Origin of the sequence: Zymomonas mobilis (assembly GCF_006715975.1) — a bacterium.
Lineage (GTDB): Bacteria > Pseudomonadota > Alphaproteobacteria > Sphingomonadales > Sphingomonadaceae > Zymomonas > Zymomonas mobilis_B.
Genome location: NZ_VFOF01000001.1, coordinates 1723913 through 1749958, shown reverse-complemented (window position 1 = coordinate 1749958; position 26046 = coordinate 1723913). Strand labels below are relative to the sequence as shown.

Below are 26046 nucleotides of genomic sequence, written 5' to 3'. Positions count from 1 at the left end.
TCTAAGCCTAACATGCCGCTATTTGACTCCATCCTTGCCAAATGGACGCCGCTTTCTATTCGCGATTTCTGTCTAACATTTGAGAAGGTTTGATCAAAAAAACGATGACCGAAGCAAGTCAGCTCTTGTCGGCTATGTTCTGGCTGGAAAGTTTGTGCGCTAAAATCTTTTTGTCGCTATTTGGGACAAAAGCTTAAACGCTTCCAAAATTACGCAGTGGGTTACTAATGCATTCTGACCCAATGCCTAATAGCAACCCTATTACCCTTCGCTGCTTTTATTACGGCTTTTTGTTTTTTGACAGCCGCACGAGCCCTAAAGAGTGGGGCAGGGATCATTTCAGAATAAAAGATATTATTGATCGGTCTTCTATTTTGTTAGATCAAAGGCTTTTTTGTCAAAAAGCGGGTCGCTCCTTCCCCGCTTTCTGACAAAAATAATCTGATCAGTAATTAGCCCTGATTTAGCAAGGATTTCACAAGCGGGCCCGCTTTGCTCATATCCATCTGGGTGGCATAGCGTTCTTTGATCAAACCCATAACCTTGCCCATGTCTTTGATCGAGCTTGCCGAAGTTTCTTGAATTAAACCAGAGATGGCCGTCTTGGCTTCTTCTTCACTCATCTGCTTTGGCAGAAAGCTACCGATGACATCTAATTCAGCTTGTTCTTTCGCGGCCAGTTCAGAACGGCCACCTTTTTCATACATATCGATCGATTCGCGGCGCTGCTTTGCCATTTTTAACAAAACTTCGATGACCAATTTATCGTCATCGGTTTTGTCATTTTCAGTGCGTTCTTCGATATCGCGATAGCGAACAGCCGCCTGAATCAAGCGCAATGCGGCGGTTTTCTCACTATCATGTGCCTTCATGGCAGTGATGAGGCCAGTTTTTATTTCATCTCTTATCATAAAAATGCCTTTAAATTGGGAATTCTGCGGACAGATCCCTGTTATTACCGAAAAAAACGACCATATTTGTAATGGAAACCGGTGCAAAAAACAGTGCAGCTTGCCGGTGAATGATCGGGCAAAGGAAAGAAAGCGATCAGTATAGCGTATATTTGTTGATTTTAATAGATTGACCAAAGAAACGACCGCCCTTACTGATGCGCCGTTTATCTATTTCCCGTCAGCATGAAAAAAAAGGAGAACCTCAGGTGGCTGATCCCATATCTGCACGCCCCCCACAAGGCGCAACCGGGGTTTTGGTCTTAGCCAATGGCCAAATGATATGGGGCCGTGGTTTCGGTGCGACCGGAGCAAAAGTCGGTGAGGTCTGCTTCCATACCGCGATGACTGGTTATGAAGAAATCATGACGGATCCCAGTTTCGCCAGTCAGATTATCAACTTCACTTTTCCTCATATTGGCAATGTTGGTGCCAACAGAGAAGATGCGGAAGCAACGACATTACACGCTCTTGGCTGTGTTGTTCGGGAAGATATCACCGAGCCTTCTAATTTCAGAAGCCTGTGGCGCTTTGATAGCTGGTTGAAAGATCACGACCGTATCGGTCTTGCTGGCGTTGATACCCGCGCCTTGACCGGATTGTTACGGGCAGAGGGTGCACAAAATGCGGTTATCGCCCATGATCCAACGGGACAATTTGATATCCCTGCCTTGATTGAGACCGCCCGCAGCTGGCCGGGATTACAAGGTATGGATCTCGCCCGTTCTGTTTCGACCCATCAAAGCTATAGCTGGCAAGAAGGCATCTGGTCTTTACAAAATGGTTATAGCGTCGTCGGTAACAGCAAAGGCCCTCATGTGGTCGCGGTCGATTACGGTTTAAAACATAACATCTTAAGAAATCTGGTAACTGCCGGTGCAAGGGTCACCGTCGTCAAAGCAACGGCCAGCTTCGACGAAATCATGGCGCATAACCCTGATGGCGTTTTTCTTTCCAATGGCCCAGGTGATCCGGCGGCAACGGCTGAATATGCAGTGCCCGTCCTTCGCCAGCTTCTCGATATTAAAATGCCGATTTTCGGCATTTGCCTTGGTCATCAGCTTTTGGGTCTAGCCGTCGGTGCAACGACCTATAAAATGCATCAGGGACATCGCGGTGCCAACCATCCGGTCAAAAGACTGGATGACAGCAAAGTCGAAATCACTTCGATGAATCATGGTTTTGCGGTTGCGTCCGACAGCTTGCCGAAAACAGCGCGTCCGACCCACATATCCTTGTTCGATGGTTCGCTTGCGGGTCTCGAATTGACCGATCGTCCGGCCTTCTCGGTGCAATACCATCCCGAAGCCAGCCCCGGTCCACAGGATAGCTATTATCTCTTTACCAAATTCGTCGATTCCATCACGAAAGGGCAGCAATAATGCGGATTAACCGCATCTGCCGCTCTTTCTGTTTTGTCTTTTCCTTTTCCCCGTTAAGGTTTTTGTGATGCCCAAAAGAACCGATCTTCAATCGATTATGATTATCGGCGCTGGCCCGATTGTTATTGGTCAAGCCTGCGAGTTCGATTATTCAGGGACGCAGGCCTGTAAAGCTTTGCGGGAAGAAGGCTATCGGGTCATTCTGGTCAACTCCAATCCGGCCACGATTATGACCGATCCGGATATGGCCGACGCGACTTATATCGAACCGATCACGCCCGAAGTTGTCGCTCGTATCATTGAAAAAGAACGGCCTGATGCCTTGCTGCCAACGATGGGCGGTCAAACGGCGCTGAATACGGCTTTGGCTTTGGCCAGCGATGGAACGCTCGAAAAATTCAACTGCGAAATGATCGGGGCGGATGCCATCGCGATTGATAAAGCAGAAGATCGTCTGAAATTCCGTCAGGCAATGGATAAGATCGGCCTTGAAAGCCCACGCTCTTCAGTTGCTCATTCGCTGGACGAAGCACTGGACGGTCTCGAATCTGTCGGCCTTCCTGCCATTATCCGTCCTTCTTTCACGATGGGCGGCACCGGCGGCGGTGTGGCTTATAACAAAGAAGAATTCATTGATATTGTTTCCGGCGGTCTCTCAGCTTCCCCGACACAGGAAGTCCTGATCGAAGAATCCGTAATCGGCTGGAAAGAATATGAAATGGAGGTCGTTCGCGACCGCCATGACAATTGCATTATCATCTGCTCGATCGAAAATATTGATCCTATGGGGGTTCACACCGGCGATTCTATCACAGTCGCACCGGCGCTTACCATGACGGATAAAGAATATCAGATCATGCGGAACGCCTCGATTGCCGTCTTGCGGGAAATTGGCGTTGAAACCGGTGGTTCTAATGTTCAGTTCGCGCTTAATCCCGAAAATGGCCGCTTGGTCGTTATCGAGATGAACCCGCGTGTCAGCCGCTCTTCTGCTCTCGCTTCCAAAGCAACTGGCTTCCCGATTGCCAAAGTCGCGACCAAGCTGGCTATCGGCTATACGTTGGATGAAATCACCAACGACATTACGGGCGCGACACCGGCCAGCTTCGAACCGACTATTGATTATATCGTCACCAAAATTCCGCGTTTTGCTTTTGAAAAATTCAAAAATGCTAAACCGCTTTTGACGACGGCTATGAAGTCTGTTGGTGAAGTGATGGCTATTGGCCGTTCTTTTCCGGAAAGCTTACAAAAAGCTCTGCGTGGTCTCGAAAGCGGTCTTTCCGGCCTTGATCCTGTTGAAGCATTGATCGGTGCTAATCCTTCGGTCATCGAAGCTGAATTGGCTCGCCCGACGCCGGATCGTTTGTTGGTCGCGGCTCAGGCTTTAAGAGAAGGCATCACGGCAGAAAGAATTTGCCAGATCACGCATTATGATCCTTGGTTTATTGCTCGCCTCTCTGAAATAATTGCCGCTGAAAACGAAGTCATCGCCAACGGCTTACCACTCGAAGCAGCACCTTTCCGCCGCTTAAAGGCGATGGGTTTCTCCGATAAGCGTTTAGCTGATTTGGCGTTGCAATCTTCGCATATTCGCGGTCTTGGAAAAGCACAGGCTAAAGGCTCCGGCATTGTCCATGATGCTTTACAGGCTCTGACCGGCGGCGTTACCGAAGCAGAAGTCTGCGCTTTGCGGCACAGCCTGAATATCCGTCCCGTTTTCAAACGTATTGATAGCTGCGCTGCCGAATTCGAAGCTAAAACGCCTTATATGTATTCCACTTATGAAGCGCCTTTATTCGGTGAAGCAGTTTGCGATTCACTTCCAACCGACCGCAAGAAAGTCGTTATTCTTGGTGGCGGCCCTAACCGTATCGGGCAGGGGTTAGAATTCGATTATTGCTGCTGCCATGCCTGCTTCGCCTTGGAAGCTGCGGGTTACGAAACGATCATGGTCAACTGTAACCCTGAAACGGTTTCAACCGACTATGATACCTCTGATCGCCTCTATTTTGAGCCGTTGACGGGTGAAGATGTCCTCGAAATTCTTCACAAAGAACAGCAAAACGGCACGCTTGCTGGCGTTATTGTTCAGTTCGGCGGACAAACGCCTTTAAAATTGGCGGCTGAAATCGAAAAAGCGGGCATCCCCATTTTGGGAACCAGCCCTGATGCTATTGATCTTGCCGAAGATCGCGAACGCTTCTCGGCTTTGGTTTCTGAATTAGGTCTGTTGCAGCCTGCTAACGGAATCGCTCGTAGCCGCGATGAAGCCATCAAAGTCGCTGAAAAAATCGGTTATCCGATCCTGATCCGTCCGTCCTATGTATTGGGTGGACGTGCTATGGAAATCATCGACGGCCCCACGCAGCTGGATGACTATATTCATACGGCCGTGAAAGTCTCCGGTGAATCGCCAGTTCTGATTGATCAGTATCTGCGGGATGCCACTGAAGTCGATGTGGATGCGGTGGCTGATGGCGATGATGTCGTTGTCGCTGGTATTTTGCAGCATATCGAAGAAGCCGGTATCCATTCCGGTGATAGCGCTTGCTCAATTCCGCCTTACAGCTTGCCTGCCCATATCATCGAAGAAATTAAAAAACAGACCGATCAATTAGCGCGTGCCTTAAAGGTTCAGGGACTGATGAATATTCAGTTCGCGATCAAAGGCGACAAGGTTTATTTGATCGAAGTCAATCCGCGTGCTAGCCGGACGGTGCCTTTCGTTGCAAAGGCTGATGGTCGTCCAGTCGCTCAAGTTGCCGCACGGGTGATGGCTGGCGAAAAATTACGAGATCTGCCGGAAATCAGTTGGCCGGAAGGCTATACCGCCGTCAAAGAAGCGGTCTTCCCATGGGCGCGTTTCCCGGGTGTCGATCCTGTTTTATCACCGGAAATGAAATCCACTGGTGAAGTCATGGGTATTGATATCGACTTCCCAATGGCCTTTGCCAAAGCCCAGCTTGCTGCCGGTAACGCTCTGCCACGGTCTGGCACTTTCTTTATCTCTGTCAAAGACAGCGACAAAGCTCAGATCTTTGCCCCGATAAAGGCTTTGACCGATCTCGGGATAAAACTGGTCGCAACCGACGGCACGGCACGTTATCTACAATCGCAAGGCGTTCCGGTCGAACGGGTCAACAAAGTCAGAGAAGGTCGTCCCCATATTGTCGATTTAATTAAAGACGGGGCGATTAGTCTGGTTGTCAATACGACAGAAGGGTGGCAATCTCTTCAGGATTCGGCATCCATCCGTTCTTCGGTGGTTTTAGCTCCCGTTCCTTACTTCACGACAGCTGCTGCGGCCATTGTTGCTGCGGAAGCTATTGTCGCAATAAAGGCGCGAAAGCTTGAAGTCCGTTCCTTGCAATCCTATCATTCAATGAAGCACGCCTAATCCCGATCTTTAATTGAGTGCAAGCAGGGCAGAATAATCTGCCCTGTGTGGGATTTACTTTTACCGTTTAGGGGATATTGCCTATGGCAGCCCAGGAAAAAATACCGATGCTCATTGAAGGTCAGAAAATGCTGATCGATGAGCTGGCTAGATTACAGGTCGAAAGACCAAAAATTATTGATGCGATCGAGGAAGCTCGTGCGCATGGCGATCTGTCTGAAAATGCCGAATATCACGCGGCCAAAGAACGTCAAGGACAGGTCGAGGCAATGGTCGCCGATATTGAAGGCAGGCTTAGCCGCGCGCTTATTATCGACCCTAAAACCCTGTCTGGTGATAAAGTAGTTTTTGGCGCAACTGTTCATTTAATCGATGAAGATGACAAACCGGTTAAATACCAGATTGTCGGACAGACCGAAGCCAATGCCAAAGGTGGCCGTATTTCTTATAATTCGCCTTTGGGACGCGCTTTGATCGGTCGTAAAGTCGATGATGAAATCGAGGTCACTGTGCCATCAGGCGATCGCTATTACCTGATTTCCAAAATCGAATTTATCTAGGTCTGGATTGTAAGCCGTGCGTCTGCCTCCCGCCCGTGCCACTACGGCTCTGGTCATTGTCACTTCCGGCGTATGGCTTACAAGTTTCTTACTAAAAGCTCAGGATCTTTGGGCAATGAAAGCGGGCTTTATTCCAGCTCGCCTTCACGGCTGGTCTTCTGGCGTGCCCTCTTTTCCTTTCTGGATAACACCCCTCTCTGCGACTTTTGCGCATGGCGGGCTGATGCATATTGCTTTCAACATGGCGATGCTGGCTTTTTGCGGGCGCTATGTCGAAATGATTATAGGCAGCCGCAAATTCCTATGGCTCTACGTCATCGGTGCCTATAGCTCAGCTCTATCACAGTATTTTTGCTATCCGACCAGCCAAGACCCTATGATCGGTGCTAGCGGTGCTATTTCAGCCCTATTCGGCGCTTATGCTATTTTGTTCGGGCGCGAACCTCAGATTTTTTCGACGCGCTGGATGAATCATGGCGTTCAGATTCTGTGGCTGGCCGCCGCATGGTCTATTCTTCAAATTTTAATCGGTATCAGCGAAAGCCCTAGTCTTATGCTGGCAACGGCTGCGCATATCGGTGGGTTTATTACGGGGCTTATTTGTATAAGACCGTTATTGTATTTCCATTACCATAATAAATTTAAGAAATATAAAATGTAGTCAAGATTGCCTTTGTTTTTTGATTTTATTACCTGAAAATTAAGTAAATATATTAATACTTTTGTTAGGAACTTAAAATTTAAGCGTTCTAAAAATTGTAAATAACAATCTTAAAAAGCAACTGTGTCATTTTATAGAAAATATCTCCGCCTTTTTTGCTTTCGGGCGGGATGAATGCACTGTTAAAGTATTTCATTCTATAGGGCAGGGCATTGATCTTTTTAAGGGTGGCCAATTTTAAGCCTAAAAGGCCTCTCATGTCATTTAAGAGGCCTTTCTCTTCAAATTTAAGAAGCTCTCGCTTGAAGCATTTTGATCAGAGCATCGAAGCCTTTATGCTCAACAACGGAGTCAAAATCGGCTCTCTGAGTTATCAACAGATTGATACCCGCAACAGTCATATTGCTGACTTTATAGCCCTGACTGGTGTGTTCTAATGTCCAAATAACATTAACCGGATCAGAACCTGTTTTCGTTACCTGTGAAAGAACAGCCGCACCGTCTCCGGCCGGAATGACGCGGATAATTTTCAGCTTTGCCGAAGTATAGTCAGAAATCCGGTTGGCATAGGTATTGATGATAAAATTGGGCAAGGCCGCCTTATAGGCGCTCAGCTGGTCTGGCGTAATCTGGCTTTTCCAGCGACGAACCAGACTTTCTCCGATTTCATCGACTTCAAAATACTGCGCCAGCAAAACTTTCAGCTTTTGATGGGCATGCGCTTTGTCATTATTCTGAGAGACCGATAACGCTTCCGCAATCAAGCCATTGATAAGACCACTTGGGGTCTGATTATCAATAGCCGCAAAAGCAGGACTACTCAGCGAAACAAGGGCAACAGGCACCGCAAAAAAACGCGCAACTCTTTTCATAATTCTCTTTTCCCGGACGGTGTCAGAAAAGTCGGTTTTCAAGGCTAAAGCCAGGCATTCTGGCATTTTGCTGATTCGGCTAATTTAAAAACACCTTTAAGGAGAATACCTGTGGATGCGCAGATTCTTCTCTATGGCTATTTCGGGCGAATCAATAATACTAGTCAGTACATAAAATATACTATCAAGTATAGATAAAACTGTACTGACCAGTATAGTTACACGGTAATAGCTGAACCTTTATTGAACCGGACTATTTTGATCTTGATCAGTCTTGTCGTTTTTCGATGGCGAACCTCTTAAAAGAGAGGCAATAAGCTGGAACAGCATCCCTCCCATTTTGGAACGCCATAAAAAGATAAAGCCAAGACCACTGACCGCAGCAACCGTTGCAAATGGCCGTTTTTGGGCTTCTTGATTAAGATGATCGACGGCTTTTTTACCCGCACGAACACCGGATTTTACCAAGCTACGGGCAATAGAACCCGGTTTTAGATGATTGGTCACATCGTCGAGCGAAGTCATAAGCTGGGTGCGAGCCTGCTCGAGTGCTGCTTTTTTCTGATTAATTTTAGACGTATGAAGCATAGTATAGCGGCCTTTCCAGACCGTTTCCTTCCGAATAACAGCCTTGGCAAGAAATTACGATGTTTTGGTCAGCCAGTAATAAGCAACCAACACCAGAATAATCGCAATAGGCAAGCCCACGCCTGCGAAAATCAAGCCTGCACCTAACGCGCCCACCGCATGGATCAGGGCAATAAATACGCCCACCAAAAGACCGACTAAGCCAATAATCGCAAAGGCTGCCGCCAAGATTAACGCGATGGCGGCCTTTACGATTCTTTTGACGCGCACCATGATGATTTCGCGGCAAAAGGCGACTTCATGATGGAAGAAGTTTTTGGCAGCCTGAACAAGATTCCGAAAAGACTGGATAATACCGGTCTCTTCATAAACAGAATCATCTTCTCCAGCCGCATCGGCTTCCATATCGCCTTCTTCCAATTTCGTCTCGGCTTCAAGAACAGCGTCTTTGTCGCTGATTTCTCCTGTAGCCACTTTTTCAGCAGCTACAGGGTCAATTTCAGCTTCAGACAAGGCCACGGCGATTTCTTCAGAAGTAACGTTCGATTCTTTTTCGCCTTTATTTTCCAGCGTCAATGTTAGGAATCCTGATGGCTGCTGTCAGAAGAGGATGCACTTGCTTCGTGATGATCGCAGGCATGATTTTCTTCACATTTATGTTTCTTGTGGCTGGCAAAACGGTAAAGGGCATAGCCTAAAGCCGCAGCAACGCCGACGCTCACAACTGGATTACGACGGATAATGTTATGGCCGCCCTTGGTGATGTCAGCCAATTTTTTGTCTTTCAGGGATTTTGACAATTTGCTGATATGTTTGGAAGCCTTGTGCATATAGTCACCATAGGAACTTCCCAGATTTTCGGCAACCAATTCAGCCGTCTGGTCAACAATTTTGGCAACATTATTAACGGCTTCAACCGCTTTATGACGGCCTTCATCACCGATTTCATGGATTTTTCCATGGAAGGGGCTGTGCTCTTGAAATAAATGATGAAGTTTATTTTCTTCTTTTTCAGCAAAATCTTTTGCTTCTGAAAGATGCGATTTAGCTTTGTCGGCGATGTATGATGCCGATTGGGCGATCTGATGCCCTATATGATGGCCTTCATGTTTAGCTTCGTTTGTGGCTTTTTCAGCTTTATTTTCGGCATTTTCATGCAAATCTTTGGCTTCAGATTTTACATTTGCCACAGTTTCATTTTCGGCCATTGTCTATACTCCAGTTACTCAATACGGAAAAATAATCAGTTTATCCTAACTATAGAATCGCATGAGAAGCGATAACGTTTCACCATAAGCAATATATTCATTGCAACAGTGGAATTGCCTTATGCGTCAAGGAAGGATAGATCATTCACGGACTGGGTTCAAAAAGAGACTCGTCTAAAAGATTTTAAGAAAGGTTTCGATATGACAGCTATTGTCAGTATCCATGGCCGTCAGGTTGTCGACAGCCGCGGTAACCCGACCGTTGAAGTTGATGTTACGCTTGAAGATGGTAGCTTCGGCCGCGCCGCTGTGCCGTCAGGTGCTTCCACCGGCGTTCATGAAGCTGTTGAACTTCGTGATGGTGATAAAACCCGTTGGGGTGGTAAAGGCGTAACCAAAGCCGTTCACGCTGTAAACAACGAAATTGCTGATGCTATCATCGGTCTTGAAGCTGAAGATCAGGAACTGATCGACCAGACGATGATCGCTCTCGATGGCACCCCGAACAAGGGTAAATTCGGCGCGAATGCTATCCTCGGCGTCAGCTTGGCTGTTGCTAAGGCTGCTGCTGAAGCTCGCGGTCTTCCGCTCTACCGTTATGTCGGTGGTACGGCTGCTCACGTTCTTCCGGTTCCGATGATGAACATCGTTAACGGCGGTATGCACGCTGATAACCCCATCGATTTCCAGGAATTCATGATTGCTCCGGTTGGTGCCAGCTCAATTAACGAAGCTGTTCGCATCGGTACCGAAGTTTTCCATACCCTGAAAAAAGAACTGTCTGCCAAGGGCATGAACACCAACGTCGGTGACGAAGGTGGTTTCGCTCCTAGCCTCGATAGCGCTTCTTCAGCTCTGGACTTCATCGTCGATTCCATCTCCAAAGCCGGTTACAAGCCGGGTGAAGATGTGTTCATCGCTCTCGATGCTGCTTCTTCCGAGTTCTACAACAAAGAACAGAACATCTACGATCTTAAAGGCGAAGGTCGCAAACTGACCTCAGCTCAGCTCGTTGATTACTATGTCGAACTTTGCGGTAAATACCCGATCTATTCCATCGAAGATGGTCTGGCCGAAGATGATTTCGAAGGCTGGAAGATCCTTACCGAAAAGCTCGGTGACAAAGTTCAGTTGGTCGGTGACGATTTGTTCGTGACCAACGTGAAACGTCTTTCTGATGGTATCAAACGTGGCATGGCAAACTCCTTGCTCGTTAAATTCAATCAGATCGGTTCTTTGTCTGAAACGCTCGCTGCTGTTAACATGGCAAACGACGCTTCTTACACGGCTGTTATGTCTCACCGTTCCGGTGAAACCGAAGACACCACGATTGCTGACCTCGCAGTTGCAACCAACTGTGGTCAGATCAAGACCGGTAGCCTTTGCCGTTCCGAACGTATCGCTAAATACAATCAGCTGATGCGCATCGAAGAAGAACTGGGTTCGGTTGCTAAATATGCTGGCCGTTCCGTTCTTAGAAACGCCAAATAAGAATCGCAGCTAGATCTGGTTTTTAAACCGGTCCGACTGAATGGGGACATTGAGCCTTGATTTATCGCGTAAAGCGGTAATTATAGACTCCATGTCCCTGATTCGTTCAAAGAACAGTCTTTTTCGTGCTGCTATTGGCCCCGCCCTTATGGTTGTTGTCTTGGGGGTCTTTATCGGCAATGCCTTATTGGGCGTAAATGGTCTGTTGGCTCTCGATGGTTACCGTCAAAAAATGGCCGTAAGAAAAGCGGAATTGACGGCGCTAGAGCAACAAAGAGATCGCCTTGCAAACAGCATCGCCTTGCTCAATCCCAAAGCAACCGACCCCGATTACGCCGAAGAATTGGTGCGTAAGGAAACACGTCAAATCCGACCGGATGAAGTGATTATCCTCGATAACCAAAAATAATTCTTCGCGCCGTTTTCTCTTCAGATGCCTTCCATTTCCTTGACATAATTATTTCCATTTATCTCTCAAATTTCCTGTAAAAACGCTATTTATAGGTGTTTTTGTCTTGGGCTGGAAATGACGTGCTGTGTCTTTCGCCAGATTGATATCTATTTGTTGTATCATCGGAAAACGGGTATATTCGGCGATGTTTTCAAAATAATTATGCTATAGTAAAAAATAATATCGCTTATCCGAGAAGCGTTTAACACAACCATGATATGGTTTTGATGAAGAACCTCAAAAAGAGACTTTGACGAAATCAATCAATATAGACAAATTATTAAAGACAGAAGGACGGATATTGGTTAAGCCCAAAATCCGTTTTTAATAAACCCGAGCTGTCAGGGCAGGGGTCAGACCTGTAATGTCGATTTATCCTGTCCGTCAGAATTTTTAGTCTTTTTTGACAGGAGGCCTTCTGCATGGCCAAAGCAACTCAGGATTCCGGTCGGCCTAATAAAGCTGATGTTGGGTCCGCTATTCCCAATCACGATTTGCCACCGATCCCCGGTCGCTATCACGCAGACCGGGAAGAGATGCTTGAATTTTATCGACGGATGCTCATGATCCGTCGTTTTGAAGAGCGGTGCGGACAGCTCTATGGTCTGGGACTGATTGTCGGTTTTTGTCATCTTTATATCGGACAAGAAGCCGTTGCTGTCGGTTTGCAAGCCGCCTTACAGCCGGGGCGGGATAGCGTGATTACCGGATATCGTGAACATGGGCATATGCTGGCCTACGGTATTGATCCGAAAATTGTCATGGCTGAATTGACCGGACGTGCCAGCGGTATTTCGCATGGTAAAGGCGGCTCGATGCATATGTTCTCCACCGAACATAAATTCTTCGGCGGAAACGGTATCGTCGGGGCTCAGGTGCCATTAGGTGCAGGCTTGGCCTTCGCGCATAAATATCGCAATGATGGTGGTTGTTCTGCTGCCTATTTTGGTGATGGTTCTGCCAATCAGGGACAGGTTTACGAAGCCTTCAATATGGCGGCCTTGTGGAAATTGCCGGTTATTTTTGTCATTGAAAATAACGGCTATGCCATGGGTACCAGCATCGAACGCGCCAATGCGCATACTGCTTTGTCTGAAAGAGGGCAGGGCTTCGGTATTCCGGCTTTGGTCGTTGACGGTATGGATGTGTTGGAAGTCAGAGGCGCTGCAACCGTTGCTGTTGACTGGGTTCAGGCTGGAAAAGGCCCCATCATTCTCGAAATGAAGACCTATCGTTATCGTGGCCATTCCATGTCCGATCCTGCGCGCTATCGTAGCCGCGAGGAAGTGAACGACATGAAGGAAAATCACGATCCTTTAGATAATTTGAAAAAAGACCTCTTCGCAGCAGGCGTCGATGAAGCCGAGCTTATCAAGCTGGATGAAGACATTCGCCAGCAGGTAAAAGAAGCCGCCGATTTCGCCGAAAAGGCACCGTTACCGGCTAATAACGAATTATATACCGATATTCTGGTAGGAAAGTATTGATATGGCCATAGAGCTTAAAATGCCTGCTCTGTCTCCGACTATGGAAGAAGGCACGCTTACCCGTTGGTTGGTAAAAGAAGGCGATTCCATCAAGGCCGGTGCTATTTTGGCCGAAATCGAAACTGACAAAGCCATTATGGAATTTGAAGCCGTCGATGAGGGGGTTATTTCAAAAATTCTGCTTCCCGACGGTAGTGAAAATGTCAAAGTCGGTACCGCTATCGCTTATCTCGGTACCGATGCCAGCGATGTAACGGTAAAAGGTGCGTCTGCCCCTGAAAACACCGACCAGCCAATTGCCGAACCCGCAAAAATAGAAGCCGCTGCCGTAGAAGAAGCCGCAACGCCGTCGGTCAAAGCCGTCAGCTCGGGTTCTGAAATACCGGAAGGCACCGAATTCTTCCAGCAAACCCTGCGTGAAGCCCTACGGGATGCGATGGCCGAAGAAATGCGGCGTGATGACCGTGTTTTCGTTATGGGTGAAGAAGTCGCCGAATATCAGGGTGCCTATAAAGTTACCCAAGGCCTGTTGCAGGAATTCGGTGAACGTCGCGTTGTTGATACACCTATTTCTGAATATGGTTTTTCTGGCATTGGTGTTGGCGCTGCAATGGAAGGCTTGCGCCCTGTTATCGAATTCATGACGATGAATTTCTCGATGCAGGCGATCGACCACATCATCAACTCCGCTGCTAAAACGCATTACATGTCCGGTGGGCAGGTCACTTGTCCTATCGTCTTCCGGGGGCCTAACGGTGCTGCTCCGCATGTCGGTGCGCAACATACCCAGAATTTTGGTCCTTGGTATGCCGCTGTTCCAGGCTTGATCGTCCTTGCCCCTTATGATGCCATTGATGCAAAAGGCCTGTTAAAAGCAGCTATCCGTTCTGAAGATCCCGTGGTCTTTTTGGAATGCGAATTGCTTTACAGCAAAACTTTCGACGTTCCGAAAATTGATGATTTTGTTTTGCCTATCGGCAAAGCCCGCATCATCCGCGAAGGCAAAGACGTTACGATTGTCAGCTATTCAATCGGTGTTTCTTTTGCTCTGACGGCGGCCGAAGCTTTAGCCAAAGAAGGCATTGATGCCGAGGTTATCGATCTCAGAACGCTGCGCCCGTTGGATAAGGAAACTATCCTTAAAAGCTTGGAAAAAACCAACCGGCTCGTAACCGTCGAAGATGGCTGGCCAGTTTGCTCAATCTCTTCTGAAATAGCCGCAATCGCTATGGAAGAAGGCTTCGACAATCTGGATGCGCCTGTTCTGCGGGTAACCAATGCTGATACGCCAACACCTTATGCCGAAAACCTTGAAAAACAGGCTTTGGTTAACCCCGAAGCCATTATCGAGGCCGTTCATAAGGTTTGCTATCGTAAGTAAATTTTAAAATTTTTATTTCTGTTTCCGAAATAGCGAGATAATGTCACATATCAAAGTTACACATAATGCTTACGATGATGTGTGTCAGAGTTCTAACTATTTCGGGAATAGTCAAATATGTCAGCCGGATATAAGGCCGCAAAAAAACGAAAGCCGTTGCTATCCAGCGTTCTATCGCTGCTGCTCGGTTTCGCAGGATTATCGGGTGGCGCTCATGAAGCCGCTACCGCTGCGACTGCACAAAAAACAGCCCAGTCAAAAACTCCTTTAATCTTGATCTCTATAGACGGTTTTCGGGCTGATTATCTCGATCGGGGTTTGACTCCCAATCTGCTCTCTTTGGCTAAAAATGGTAGCTACGCCAAAGTGATGCATCCCTCTTTCCCCTCCATCACCTTCCCCAATCATTATACCTTGGTAACGGGGCTCTATCCTGACCATCACGGTATTGTCGGCAATAACATGGATGATTCTTCCATTACGCCTGACAGCCATTTTAAAATGAGCGATCCGGAAGCTGTGGTAGACCGCCGTTGGTGGGATGAAGGCGAACCGCTATGGGTTACCGCCGAAAAACAAGGCGTTGTTTCCGCAACAATGTTCTGGCCAGGATCTGAATCCGATATTCATGGTGTCCGCCCTGAAATGTGGCGTCGTTATGATACCCATGTTTCCTTCCCGGAACGGGTCGATCAGGTCTTCTCATGGTTGGCATATCCCGCAGCCCATCGGCCACAATTCATTACGCTTTATTTCGAAAATGTTGACCATGCTGGCCATCTCTATGGGCCTGATTCCAAAGAAGTGAATGAAAATCTGGTCAAAGTCGATCAGGCTATCGGACAATTGGTGCAGGGGCTCAAACAACGCGGCGTAAAGGCTAATCTGGTCATTGTTTCCGACCATGGTATGGCGGCGACGTCCCCTGATCGCGTGATCGCTTTAAACAAGATTGTGGATTCTGGTGCTTATCGTGTCATTACTGGCGGGCCTTACGCGGGTATAGAACCAACCGCTGGTCATAACGTCAATGATTTGGCACCGTTATTTGCACATCACGACCATATGCAATGCTGGCCAAAGCATGAAATTCCTGCCCGATTGCATTACGGTCAAAATCCGCGCGTGCCTGCGGTTATCTGTATGGCTGATGTTGGCTGGTCGATTATTGGAAATGAAAGCATGGCCGCCCATCTTACGAAGGGAAGCCATGGTTATGACAATGAAACCCCTGAAATGGGCGCCTTATTCATTGCCAATGGCCCTGCTTTTCAAAAACATAAAGTTATCGACAGTATGAATAACGTCGATATTCAGCCCTTAGTGGCTCAGGTTTTAAAGCTGAAAGCCCCCAAGGGCGACAGCAATCTGACCGCTGCTGATATTGACCAGCGTTATTTGGCGCATAAATAAAAAATAATCGATGCCAGAGGCCTGAAATATGGCCTTTGGCGTTATTTCGATTGTGCCGAAGCTGAAAGAGAATCTACCAGAGGCATTATCGGGGATAAATCATAACCCGCATTGGCAGCTTCCGCGAAAATAACATCAGCATCCGCTTCACCGATTGCGGCACTGGCTAGCGCCCATAAAAAGGCTGATCGCGTTCCACTAAAACAATAGGCCAATATCGGCTTATCCGCTTTTTTCAGAATATCCGCCATCGCGACAATCGCATTTTCATCGATGCCTCCGGGGCGAACTGGAATAGCCGTATAGCCCAGCCCCTCTGCTTTTGCGGCGGCCTCAATAACGCTACCAGAAGGCTGGTTCGAGCCTTCGCCATCTGGACGGTTATTGATAATATGGCCGAACCCTTGCAAAGCCGCTTCTTTTATATCTTCGACCAACAGCTGTGGGCTAACAGCTATGTCATTATTCAGGCGTTTAAAACGGTTCATAGTCATTCCCGATTTCATGAATTTCAATAATTATGCCATGAAAAACAGACGGGTAGGGGACAAAAAACCGATAACAGTGAAATGCTCTATAACTGATTGAGGCGACACAGCCTCAATCAAAACAGGACGAAACAGCGCCTAAAAAAACTAATCACTGATAGTTTTTGGTTGTTTTTTTGCCTGCTTAAAAAGCCAATCTCTTGCGGCTTTGATATAGAAAAATTTCCGCGCAGATCCCATGTGATCGACATTTTTAAACGTCAGAAACGTAATATTTGCATCTTGCTCAAGGTAATTGTCGATCTGACGGGTCAATGATTTTTGATTATCAATCGGGAATATCTGCGCAGGATCAAGCCGTTCTTCTGGGCGAATAACTTTTCCGCCCGCTTCCCGCCAGACAGGGACGCATTTCTCATTCCAAGGCGTTGCGGTGCGATCTTCTGTGCCCGTAATGATCAGCAATTTTTGATGGGCAAGATTGCGCACATCATTCGGTCGCTGCTGACCCGCAATAATGAGACCCGCTGCAAAAGTATCAGGATGCTTTGCCATAAGCCAAAGAGAGGTCATTGCTCCCATAGACCATCCCGTGCAATAAACTCTTTTGGGATCGATTTTTAAAACTTTGTCGCGCCGATCTTCGCGATTGGGATTGCCATAATTCCACGTGTTTTTCAGAAGAGATTCAACCAGCTTATAGGTGTTTTCCACATCATAAGTATGTTCCCAATAGTCATTCATCGTCGTCCGCTCATAACGCGGAGTAATGACAACACACTCATGTTCCGCCTGTTCTTCCGGTAAACTCCACAGGCTGGCTATACATTGCTCGGTCAATGTTTGCGCACAATTCCCATCATAGCTTGTCCCTGAATGGGTGATAGCGAGCAAGAGCGGATAATATTTATTCTCGCCCCCTGCCTTTAAGAAGGATTTCGGCAGATAAATACTATATTCCAGCCAAGCCGAGCGTGTATCATCCCACCACCAATGGCTCTGCTCCCAATCATCTACGCCACGAATAACCACATGATTGCCGCGACGATCTGAGTTGCTCCAGACTGTCTTACTCGGGGCATAAATAGCACCGGCCACAGTCTTAATATTTTTATTCTGGATAATGACAACTTTATCGCTGTCTGTTGTCGGCAGACTTAAATCGGCATCATGTTTGAACTCAACAATAACATACCGTCCGGCTGTCTGTTGGCTCTGCCCTAATTGAGGCGTGTCATGCGTATAGATCGCAACGATAGGCCGCTCAATTGCCGGTTCCGTGGTTTTATTTTTATCGGGTTCTTCTGGCATTCCTGCGAAAAAACCTTTTACCGCAGGATAGACTGCCGCCTTATAGCTATCCAAATTCAAACTCTTGGAATCAATGGCGACATCATATTCTATGGCAACTCCATAAACTTTTTCACCGCCGCCCGTAACTTCGCAAAGCGCAGAAATTTTCTGAATACCAGGTGTCTTCACCTTATTGGGCTCTTCATCTTCGAAGGCTGCGGCTTTGAATCCATTGCCATTCCCCGAAGCATACGACTTTTGCGCTCCCAATACAGCTCCAGCCAAAACGGCACTGGCTGCCACAAAATTTCGTCTTGAGACCTCGGTCATATATTTTCTCTTTGCTCTGAGCGGGATAGAATGCTTCAGAATATTAATAATTGTGAAAATGAATAGCCGCTGAAAACAGCCTGACTTTTATTATTTGATGCAAAAAATAAGAAAAAGCGCAATCCGTAGAAAGAATAGTCTAGTCTTTTTGCGCCTGCATAAGCGCTATTGCGGCATCACTGGCTAATTGGTCTGCCCGTTCGTTATCAGGATGACCGGCATGCCCTTTTACCCATTTCCATGAAATATCATGCTGCCGAGTAGCTTCTAAAAGCTTCTTCCATAAATCATCATTTTTAACCGGTTTTTTGGCGGCTGTTAGCCATCCATTTTTCTGCCAGCCATGGATCCAGCGGGTCAAACCATCCATGACATATTTGCTATCGGTGGAAAGCTCGATCCGGCACGGCTTTTTGAGGCAGGAAAGCGCCTCAATAACCGCTTGTAATTCCATCCGGTTATTGGTCGTCAGATTTTCAGCTCCAGAAATGGCTTTTTCATGGCCTTGATAGCGAAGCAGCGCACCCCAGCCACCAAAGCCGGGGTTTCCTTTACAAGCGCCATCAGTCGCAATCATCACGACCATATTATCTGTTTTGGGATCGGGCATCAAAATTATAAGCCCAATGCTTCCAAAGAAGCATCCCGATAGAAAACTAGTCGTTTGAAAAAGTCGCGTGGGTCTTTCGGTACCACCAGCGCATCCGGCGGCGTATTCACCCAATCCCATGCGCGTGTCAGCAGGAAGCGCAAGGCCGCGCCGCGCAACAAAACGATAAAGGCAGCCCGTTCTTCTTCTGTCAGGGCAAAGCTTTGATGATAACCTTTAATCAGGGCTTTGGCATGGTCAACAAGAAAGCGGTTATCTTGATCGAAACACCATGCACTATAGGTGATAGCCAAATCCCATGCTCGTACTTCAGTGCAAGCAAAATAGAAGTCGATCACGCCTTTTAAGGCTTCACCTTCAAACAACACATTGTCGGGGAATAAATCGGCATGAATAACCGAATGGGGCAGGTCTTTCGGCCAAAATTGGTCAAGATAATCCAGCTCTTTTTTGACTTCGTCACCCATATGGGCTTCAATCTGGTTCATGGCCTCAAAACCGCATTTTTCAGCCAAAATATGCCAATTTTCTAGATTAAGACTGTTGGGACGATTTTTTGAAAAATGGGTCAGGCTTTTATGCATCTTGCCGAGCATTTCGCCGGTGGCACGGGTCTGTTCTGCCGATGGGGTTGGGGTCCAGCGCCCTTGCAGAAATTCGATCAAACAGGCAGGCCGACCGGCCAAAGTCTGAATTTGTTTTCCATCCCGACTTTTCCACGCTTTTGGAACAGGCAGATTTTCAGCAGCTAAATGGTCTGTCAAAGCCATGAAGAAGGGAAGCTCTTCAGGATTAACGCGCTTCTCATACAATGTCAGAATGTAAGAGCGGACATCGGTGGTAATCAGGTAGTTGCTGTTTTCAACACCTTCCGTAATCCCTTTCACCGAAAGCAACCGGCCTGAATCCGGATAAAGAGCTAAAAATGAAGAGACTTCATCATCACTGACCGAAGTATATACAGCCATGCACCACTATTCCTGCTTTATCGAATGGCTTCGCTCATTTTTTAATCTTGTTATTTTAAAATCAAGACGAGATTAAAAATTATATTAGCGCTTTTGAACACCATTCTGTTATTTTTATACGACCTTTTGTTACGCCTTACCTATTTTTTATCAAGTCGGGCGTCATGCTAATTCTTCATAAGCAAGGCAATAATTAGGCGGAATAGACAAAAATTTTGCCCATAGCGTATTAATTTATGCCTTACCTTCTTCTTTTTCCTTGTTTTCTTTGTTGCCAAGAAGGGCTGGCTCAAAAATCAAAGCGCAAATCAGCGTCCAAACCAGCGAGATCATCAGAATTTTACCCATGCTGGCCGTTCCAGGATGGGACGAAAGCCACAAGCTACCAAAGGCGGTGCCCGTCGCCATAGCCGAGAAAAACACGGCATGTGCCAGACTGGATTGCAACAAATTCCGCTCACCATTCCGCCAAGCCATCACAAAATAGATATGGAAGGCGACACCAACCCCGAACAGAAGCGGGAAGGCGATGATGTTGGCGAAATTGATCGGCTGATCAATGATAACGCAGCTTGCCAATGTCAGGAAAATCGAAAGAATAATCGGTGCCAATGTAAAGGCAACCTCGCGAATATTCCGCAACACAATAAACAAAAGCAAACAGACGGTGATAAAGGCAAGAATACCAGCCTGAATAAAGGCTTTTGCAATGGTATAAGCCGCCGCCTGCGTTGAAATGGGCATACCCGATGCCGTTGGGACTATCTTTTGAACAGCCTTAGCGAAATGGATAAGGTTTTCGTTGTTATTACTATCCCCGGAAGGGAATACCTCAATACGAATACGGCCATCTTTAGCAACCCAGCCTTCTTTTAAATTCTGGGGTAAGCCTTGACGGTTAACCGCTTCTGCCTGAAGCATCGCTTTCATTTGATCAAGCATGACTGCCAAAGGCATACAGAACATTTCATTGGTCTGCTGTCTGATCGCGGCCGAGCTTCTTGCCAAATTATCAAGCGAGTCTGCCAAACTACGGGCGTCGCTAGCCGAAGCTTCCGTGCTTGTGCCAGCCGCTTCGCGAAGAGAGGTTGCGGTCTGCCGTAAGGAGAGCTGAACTTCTTCATCACTCGGTGTAGGCAGCGTTTCAATCGGATTGATCGTCGGATCAAGAATCATATTGGCATCAGAAACAAGGGCCAGCTTCGGTTCCTGATTAGTCGGAACAAAGCTATCAATCGTGACGACTTGATCGACTTCTTTTAATTTCGACAGGCGTTTAACCCAATCATCGGCAGTCTTGCTATCAGGCGCAACGATATCAATCGTATTCGGTGTCTGGTTGGGATCTTTCATCAAAGATAAAAGGGTCGCCATCGCTTCGCCTTTGGGATTGCGAAGATGCAACGGATTAAAGTCGAATTGTACCCATGGCAAAAGAATGATGCTGATCAGGGTCAAACCGAGAAAACTACCGATGACCCAACGTCTTTCTTTGACCAGAAAATGATCAACCGGTGCCATATTCCGCCAACCGACATGATGACGCGGACGACGGGGACGAAACAGCATCAGCAAAGCGGGCAACATGGTCACTGAAAAGAACAGGGCGATCAGAATACCAACGCCAGCGATCATCCCTAATTCGGAAATACCAATATAGGCGGTCGGTAAGAAAGACAGGAAGCCAAGGCAGACAGCGCCCGCTGCCAAAAGCAAAGAATGCCCTAAAGCATTGGCTGCGTTCAACAGCGCTTTAGGCTGGTTCGGTTCTGATTCTAGCTCGGCCAGAAAGCGAACTGAAAGCTGGATACCAAAATCAACCCCCAAGCCAACAAATAACGGAATAAAGGCCACCGAAATAAGATTGAAACGGCCAACTGTAATCAGCCCAACGGCAGCGGTAACGATCAATCCGGCAATCGTGGTCAGCATGATCGCCGCCACAATACTCGGAGAGCGAACGGCCAACCAAAGGGTAATTAGCATGGCGCTAATCATGGCGCCCGCAACCAACCAAATTTTATCCGCCAAGGAAGCAAATTCTTCATCGGCTAAGGGCACTGAACCCGTCAAACGGATATTGACCCCGTGATCAGCATCTAATTTCAAATCACTGGCGGCTTTGTGAATAGCTTCGCTGGCTTCAAGCCCCGGCATCAACGCACTTAGATCAAGAACAGGTTGAGCTAAAATCAACCGTTTAAGCGGCGGTTTTAAAGCTGGATTTTTGCTTGAAAAAAGGAGCTGCCATGAAAACCAAGTCTGCTTTCCTGACAATTGATCGCGGATAGCTTTATCAATTGAACGTACCGGCGTCTGGATCTGATCCAGACTGGCCATATGGCGGTTGACCCCGATCAACATGGTATTCAAAGCATTATTGATACCACGTAAAGACGGATCAGAAGCCAAAGGCCCCAAGAAAGGCTGTGCCGAGATCAGCTGCTGCATGGTATCTTGGACATCCGGCAACTGGCCGAACAAAATACCTTCGCGCGCGAAAAAATCACCACCATCTGGTCGGGTAACAGTCAGAAAGTGTTTTTTGTCCTCTTTCAACTGCTCAGCTAATCGGGCCGCTCCTGACTCTGCTAATTCCGGTGTTTGTCCTTCTACAACGACTAGGGTGGTCCCCCCTGTAGATGGAAAAGCATCGGCAAATTTATCTTCATTAACGCGATAGGTTACTTTTGAAGAAATAAGAGTCGCCGTATCTGTATTGATGGCAAAATGTGACGCTGCAAAAAATGCAGAGACAAGTGTCAATACAAGGGTGAAGGCTAGAATTAACCGAGGGAACCGGCAGCTGATATCTGCCAGACGCGTTACAAGAAAACGATGCATGATGTGTCCGATATCACGAGATCAATCCGTATGGCTAGCCCAAGCGTTTTAGCTGTTACAACCGGACGATTCAGAAAAAAAGATAACCTTGCTCATAAAGTCATATCTTCTGCCACTTTTGTGGTCAGTTCAACGACTTCTACCGGCTTTGAGTTCCGTTGCAAGGCCGAGATAACGGCGGCGACAATACCATCAGCATCAAGACCGGCTTCGGCATATTGCCGTTCGGGCTTGTCCTGTGGCTGGAAACGGTCGGGCAGACGCAATGTTCGGATCTTCAAACCGTCATCTATTAGACCTTCATCCGAAGCCATAGTAAGAACTTGGGTTGCAAAACCACCCAAAGCGCCTTCTTCAATCGTGATAATAACCTGATGACTTTTCAGAAGCTGACGCGTCAGATTTTCATCCAAAGGTTTGGCAAAGCGCATATCGGCCACCGAAGTGGATAGGCCTTGCGCATCCAGACGATCAGCCGCTTTCAAGGATTCTTCAAGACGGGTGCCGAGAGAAAGAATAGCAACCTTGTTACCGCGACGAACCAGTCGACCTTTACCGATCGGCAAGATTTCTTTTTCGCCTTCCAAAGAAACGCCCACACCATTGCCACGGGGATAGCGCACCGAGATTGGACCTTGGTCATAATGCACCATCGTGTGCACCATATTGGCCAATTCCTTTTCATCGGAAGGCGCCATAACGACCATATTAGGAAGATTGACCATGAAAGCGACGTCAAAGCTGCCCGCATGGGTGGCACCATCAGAACCAACTAAACCGGCGCGGTCGACTGCGAAGCGCACCGGCAAATTCTGAATGGCGACATCATGCACTAATTGGTCATAACCACGTTGCAAGAAGGTCGAATAGAGACAGCAGAAAGGTTTGTAACCGGCGGCAGCCATACCGGCGGCAAAGGTTACCGCATGCTGTTCGGCAATACCGACATCAAACATTCTTTCGGGAAAATATTGCTGGAAGCGGTCAAGGCCGGTGCCGGTTGGCATCGCGGCCGTGATCGTGACGATCTTGTCGTCTTTTTTTGCTTCCTTGATCAGCTGTTCCGAGAAAACCGACGTATAGCTGGGAGGACCTGGGGGCGCTTTTGCCTGCTTGCCGGAGACAACATCCAACCGCTGAACCGCATGATATTTATCTTTGGCTGCTTCTGCTGGTGCGTAACCTTGGCCCTTACGGGTGACGACATGCACCAGAATAGGCCCGTCTTTGGCATCGCGGACATTTTCAAGAACCGGAATTAACTGGTCAAGATTGTGACCATCAACCGGCCCGACATAATAAAAACCAAGTTCTTCGAAGAAGGTGCCGCCCGTTGCCATGCCGCGCGCATATTCATCGGCTTTGCGGGCTGCGGTTGCCAGACTTTTGGGCATCCGATTGACAACACCGCGCATCATATCGCGCAAATTCATGAAAGGACGGGATGAAATAAGGCGGCTTAAATAAGAAGATAGCGCCCCAACCGGAGGCGAAATAGACATTTCATTATCGTTCAGAATGACGATCAGCCGCTCTCCAGCGGCTTTGGCATTATTCATGGCTTCGTAAGCCATGCCCGCCGTCATTGAACCATCACCAATAATGGCGACGGCTTTTTCTTTTTTACCGGATAATTTGCTGGCCATAGCAAACCCGAGTGCTGCCGATATCGAAGTCGAACTATGTGCCGCACCAAAGGCATCATATTCGCTTTCAGCGCGCTGCGTGAAGCCAGACAAACCACCACGTTTCCGCAAAGTCTGGATACGGTCACGACGACCGGTTAAAATTTTATGGGGGTAGGTTTGATGGCCAACATCCCAGACCAAAGCATCATTAGGCGTATCAAAAACGTAATGGAGTGCTACCGTTAATTCGATAACGCCGAGACCGGAACCGAGATGGCCGCCAGTCACCCCCACCGCCGAGATGGTTTCTTTCCGTAATTCATCCGCCAATTGCCGGAGGCTGTTGCGATCTAATTGACGCAATTCTGCCGGTGTCTTTATTTTGTCTAACAACGGCGTCTTTTTATTCGGAAACATAGGCCTGAAATCAAACTCTGCATTAGGCACTTACCCGATAAAACAGAAAAATGTTTTAAAAGGTAAAGACTTCATCTGAAAAATATTTCGTTGCCTTAAAAGGCAAACGCGGCTTTTCTGTACACTTTCAACGCCTAGTTGTAAAAATAATAAAATAGGCCGGTGAAATGTCAGCTATCAAATTATCTACGGCTATAGGCCCAAATGGGGCATGTCATTTCTGAAATTTTGCCGGAGATCCTGATAATTAAGCTGTATTACAAATTTTTTATGACGGTAAGCTTAATGTCTCATAAAAATTCGTAATAATATTTTTCATTTTGGCAACAAATAAAAACAAATGCCTCCGATTAAAAACCGGAGGCATCGTTTGCTTAAATATCAAAGCAGAACGGATGAAATCCGTTTTACTGTTTTGAAATTAGAAAGCGCTCAGGAAGAGTTCTTCAACTTCTTTCTGAGTACCCTGACGCGGGTTGGTCAGAGCACAAGCATCTTTCAGAGCGTGATCAGCAAGAAGCGGCACATCTTCTTTCTTGGCACCCAGTTCGGTCAGGTTTGCCGGAATACCGATGGAAGCAGCCAGATCGCGAACGGCCTGAATGGTGGCTTCTGCGCCTTCTTTATCACCCAATTTGGCGATATCGAGACCCATAGCAACACCAACGTCTTTCAGACGACCAGCAACGGCAGTGGCGTTATAAGCCAGAACATGCGGAAGCAGAACTGCGTTGCAGACACCATGCGGCAGGTTGTAGTAACCGCCCAACTGATGAGCCATTGCATGGACATAACCGAGCGAAGCATTGTTGAATGCCATACCAGCCAGGAATTCAGCATAAGCCATAGCTTCACGAGCAGCCATGTCTTTACCGTTGTCGCAAGCAGCCTTCAGGTTCTTGGCGATCATTGCAGCGGCCTTCAATGCGCAAGCATCGGTGATCGGATCAGCAGCCGTTGAAGAGTAAGCTTCAAAAGCATGCGTCAGAGCGTCCATACCGGTTGCAGCGGTCAGACCTTTAGGCATACCAACCATCAACAAAGGATCGTTGACGGAAACCATCGGGGTAACGTGACGGTCAACAATGGCCATCTTAACATGACGGACTTCATCGGTGATGATGCAGAAACGCGTCATTTCGGAAGCCGTACCAGCCGTGGTGTTGATCGACATCAAAGGCAGGGCAGGTTTCTTGGATTTGTCGATACCTTCGTAGTCTTTGACTTCGCCACCATTGGTTGCGACCAAAGCAACGGCCTTGGCACAGTCATGCGGTGAACCACCACCGAGAGAAACAACGAGGTCTGAATTGTGTTCTTTCAGAATCTTGAGGCCGTCCAGAACTGCGGTAACAGTCGGGTTCGGCATCACGCCATCATAAACAGCAGAATCAATGCCCTGTGCTTTCAACAGGTCAGCAACCTGCTTAACAACACCGGATTTGTTCATGAAAGCATCAGAAACGATCAAAGCGTGTTTGAAACCGCTGCCGTTAAGATCCTTGATTGCTTTTTCAAGCGCACCTTCGCCCATTTCGTTGACGAAAGGAATATAAAAAGTCGAAGAAGCCATAGCTATAACCTCACCCTACATACTAGTTTAAAGCAACAAAGCAGAAACAAC

21 protein-coding genes are annotated in these 26046 nt (G+C 47.5%); 9 read left to right on the top strand and 12 right to left on the bottom strand.

The features are described 5' to 3' along the window. Positions 1-452: 452 nt before the first annotated feature. Positions 453-911, bottom strand: a complete 459-nt coding sequence (locus tag FBY58_RS07615; RefSeq protein ID WP_141920376.1) for a GatB/YqeY domain-containing protein — start codon at positions 909-911, stop codon at positions 453-455. A gap of 248 nt (positions 912-1159) precedes the next feature. On the opposite strand from FBY58_RS07615, the gene carA reads away from it, so the two are divergent. From carA to FBY58_RS07595, 4 genes are all read left to right on the top strand, one after another. After that, entirely contained in the window at positions 1160-2332 is a 1173-nt protein-coding gene (gene carA / locus FBY58_RS07610; protein ID WP_141920375.1) for a glutamine-hydrolyzing carbamoyl-phosphate synthase small subunit, read from the top strand. 67 nt (positions 2333-2399) lie between these two features. Then, the gene (carB, locus tag FBY58_RS07605; RefSeq protein WP_141920374.1) at positions 2400-5732 is read left to right on the top strand and encodes a carbamoyl-phosphate synthase large subunit; all 3333 of its coding nucleotides are present in this window, start codon (positions 2400-2402) and stop codon (positions 5730-5732) included. 83 nt (positions 5733-5815) lie between these two features. After that, a complete protein-coding gene (greA, locus tag FBY58_RS07600) occupies positions 5816-6292 on the top strand; it encodes a transcription elongation factor GreA (protein ID WP_141920373.1) in 477 nt (158 codons plus the stop codon). 16 nt (positions 6293-6308) lie between these two features. Continuing rightward, complete coding sequence (locus FBY58_RS07595; protein WP_141920372.1) at positions 6309-6953, top strand: rhomboid family intramembrane serine protease; 645 nt, start codon at positions 6309-6311, stop codon at positions 6951-6953. Positions 6954-7240: 287 nt separating this feature from the next. Here the strand turns inward: FBY58_RS07595 and FBY58_RS07590 are convergent, their stop codons facing one another. The 4 genes from FBY58_RS07590 to FBY58_RS07575 all read right to left on the bottom strand — a co-directional run bounded on the left by FBY58_RS07590 (position 7241) and on the right by FBY58_RS07575 (position 9621). Then, positions 7241-7825: a phospholipid-binding protein MlaC gene (locus tag FBY58_RS07590; protein ID WP_141920371.1), complete on the bottom strand. Its 585-nt coding sequence runs from the start codon at positions 7823-7825 to the stop codon at positions 7241-7243. Positions 7826-8065: 240 nt separating this feature from the next. Beyond that, positions 8066-8413 (bottom strand): hypothetical protein, encoded by a 348-nt coding sequence (locus tag FBY58_RS07585; protein WP_141920370.1) that lies wholly within the window; start codon positions 8411-8413, stop codon positions 8066-8068. Positions 8414-8467: 54 nt separating this feature from the next. After that, a complete protein-coding gene (locus FBY58_RS07580) occupies positions 8468-8989 on the bottom strand; it encodes a hypothetical protein (RefSeq protein ID WP_141920369.1) in 522 nt (173 codons plus the stop codon). Positions 8990-8991: 2 nt separating this feature from the next. Further along, on the bottom strand, positions 8992-9621 hold the full coding sequence (locus FBY58_RS07575; RefSeq protein WP_141920368.1) for a hypothetical protein: 630 nt from the start codon (positions 9619-9621) through the stop codon (positions 8992-8994). 201 nt (positions 9622-9822) lie between these two features. On the opposite strand from FBY58_RS07575, the gene eno reads away from it, so the two are divergent. From eno to FBY58_RS07550, 5 genes are all read left to right on the top strand, one after another. Continuing rightward, on the top strand, positions 9823-11112 hold the full coding sequence (eno, locus tag FBY58_RS07570) for a phosphopyruvate hydratase (protein ID WP_141920367.1): 1290 nt from the start codon (positions 9823-9825) through the stop codon (positions 11110-11112). Positions 11113-11203: 91 nt separating this feature from the next. Further along, positions 11204-11521, top strand: a complete 318-nt coding sequence (locus tag FBY58_RS07565) for a septum formation initiator family protein (RefSeq protein WP_260432149.1) — start codon at positions 11204-11206, stop codon at positions 11519-11521. Positions 11522-11985: 464 nt separating this feature from the next. After that, on the top strand, positions 11986-13050 hold the full coding sequence (pdhA, locus tag FBY58_RS07560; RefSeq protein WP_141920365.1) for a pyruvate dehydrogenase (acetyl-transferring) E1 component subunit alpha: 1065 nt from the start codon (positions 11986-11988) through the stop codon (positions 13048-13050). A 1-nt stretch (position 13051) separates the two neighbouring features. Continuing rightward, positions 13052-14431 carry a pyruvate dehydrogenase complex E1 component subunit beta gene (locus FBY58_RS07555; protein ID WP_141920364.1) on the top strand — a complete coding sequence of 460 codons (1380 nt, stop codon included), beginning with the start codon at positions 13052-13054 and terminating at the stop codon, positions 14429-14431. A gap of 117 nt (positions 14432-14548) precedes the next feature. Continuing rightward, the gene (locus tag FBY58_RS07550) at positions 14549-15844 is read left to right on the top strand and encodes a nucleotide pyrophosphatase/phosphodiesterase family protein (protein ID WP_141920363.1); all 1296 of its coding nucleotides are present in this window, start codon (positions 14549-14551) and stop codon (positions 15842-15844) included. A gap of 41 nt (positions 15845-15885) precedes the next feature. On the opposite strand, the gene FBY58_RS07545 is transcribed toward FBY58_RS07550, so the two are convergent. From FBY58_RS07545 to yiaY, 7 genes are all read right to left on the bottom strand, one after another. Next, the gene (locus FBY58_RS07545) at positions 15886-16332 is read right to left on the bottom strand and encodes a TIGR01244 family sulfur transferase (protein WP_141920362.1); all 447 of its coding nucleotides are present in this window, start codon (positions 16330-16332) and stop codon (positions 15886-15888) included. Between the two features lie 147 nt (positions 16333-16479). After that, complete coding sequence (locus FBY58_RS07540; protein WP_141920361.1) at positions 16480-17955, bottom strand: prolyl oligopeptidase family serine peptidase; 1476 nt, start codon at positions 17953-17955, stop codon at positions 16480-16482. A gap of 139 nt (positions 17956-18094) precedes the next feature. Beyond that, positions 18095-18565, bottom strand: a complete 471-nt coding sequence (gene rnhA, locus FBY58_RS07535) for a ribonuclease HI (protein WP_141920360.1) — start codon at positions 18563-18565, stop codon at positions 18095-18097. 5 nt (positions 18566-18570) lie between these two features. After that, positions 18571-19533: a homoserine kinase gene (thrB, locus tag FBY58_RS07530; protein WP_141920359.1), complete on the bottom strand. Its 963-nt coding sequence runs from the start codon at positions 19531-19533 to the stop codon at positions 18571-18573. 234 nt (positions 19534-19767) lie between these two features. Then, entirely contained in the window at positions 19768-22377 is a 2610-nt protein-coding gene (locus FBY58_RS07525; protein ID WP_141920358.1) for an MMPL family transporter, read from the bottom strand. Positions 22378-22469: 92 nt separating this feature from the next. Next, positions 22470-24422, bottom strand: coding sequence for a 1-deoxy-D-xylulose-5-phosphate synthase (gene dxs / locus FBY58_RS07520; protein WP_141920357.1), 1953 nt, complete (start codon positions 24420-24422; stop codon positions 22470-22472). Between the two features lie 421 nt (positions 24423-24843). Continuing rightward, a complete protein-coding gene (gene yiaY / locus FBY58_RS07515; protein ID WP_141920356.1) occupies positions 24844-25995 on the bottom strand; it encodes an L-threonine dehydrogenase in 1152 nt (383 codons plus the stop codon). Positions 25996-26046 lie beyond the last annotated feature (51 nt).

Bases quoted from the DNA above. Each gene is read 5' to 3' on its own strand.
- eno (WP_141920367.1), top strand. From the start codon at position 9,823: ATGACAGCTATTGTCAGTATCCATGGCCGTCAGGTTGTCGACAGCCGC.
- rnhA (WP_141920360.1), bottom strand. From the start codon at position 18,565: ATGCCCGATCCCAAAACAGATAATATGGTCGTGATGATTGCGACTGAT.
- FBY58_RS07615 (WP_141920376.1), bottom strand. From the start codon at position 911: ATGATAAGAGATGAAATAAAAACTGGCCTCATCACTGCCATGAAGGCA.
- FBY58_RS07545 (WP_141920362.1), bottom strand. From the start codon at position 16,332: ATGAACCGTTTTAAACGCCTGAATAATGACATAGCTGTTAGCCCACAG.
- FBY58_RS07550 (WP_141920363.1), top strand. From the start codon at position 14,549: ATGTCAGCCGGATATAAGGCCGCAAAAAAACGAAAGCCGTTGCTATCC.
- yiaY (WP_141920356.1), bottom strand. From the start codon at position 25,995: ATGGCTTCTTCGACTTTTTATATTCCTTTCGTCAACGAAATGGGCGAA.
- carB (WP_141920374.1), top strand. From the start codon at position 2,400: ATGCCCAAAAGAACCGATCTTCAATCGATTATGATTATCGGCGCTGGC.
- FBY58_RS07590 (WP_141920371.1), bottom strand. From the start codon at position 7,825: ATGAAAAGAGTTGCGCGTTTTTTTGCGGTGCCTGTTGCCCTTGTTTCG.
- FBY58_RS07585 (WP_141920370.1), bottom strand. From the start codon at position 8,413: ATGCTTCATACGTCTAAAATTAATCAGAAAAAAGCAGCACTCGAGCAG.
- pdhA (WP_141920365.1), top strand. From the start codon at position 11,986: ATGGCCAAAGCAACTCAGGATTCCGGTCGGCCTAATAAAGCTGATGTT.
- FBY58_RS07565 (WP_260432149.1), top strand. From the start codon at position 11,204: ATGTCCCTGATTCGTTCAAAGAACAGTCTTTTTCGTGCTGCTATTGGC.
- dxs (WP_141920357.1), bottom strand. From the start codon at position 24,422: ATGTTTCCGAATAAAAAGACGCCGTTGTTAGACAAAATAAAGACACCG.
- greA (WP_141920373.1), top strand. From the start codon at position 5,816: ATGGCAGCCCAGGAAAAAATACCGATGCTCATTGAAGGTCAGAAAATG.
- FBY58_RS07575 (WP_141920368.1), bottom strand. From the start codon at position 9,621: ATGGCCGAAAATGAAACTGTGGCAAATGTAAAATCTGAAGCCAAAGAT.
- FBY58_RS07555 (WP_141920364.1), top strand. From the start codon at position 13,052: ATGGCCATAGAGCTTAAAATGCCTGCTCTGTCTCCGACTATGGAAGAA.
- thrB (WP_141920359.1), bottom strand. From the start codon at position 19,533: ATGGCTGTATATACTTCGGTCAGTGATGATGAAGTCTCTTCATTTTTA.
- FBY58_RS07525 (WP_141920358.1), bottom strand. From the start codon at position 22,377: ATGCATCGTTTTCTTGTAACGCGTCTGGCAGATATCAGCTGCCGGTTC.
- FBY58_RS07540 (WP_141920361.1), bottom strand. From the start codon at position 17,955: ATGACCGAGGTCTCAAGACGAAATTTTGTGGCAGCCAGTGCCGTTTTG.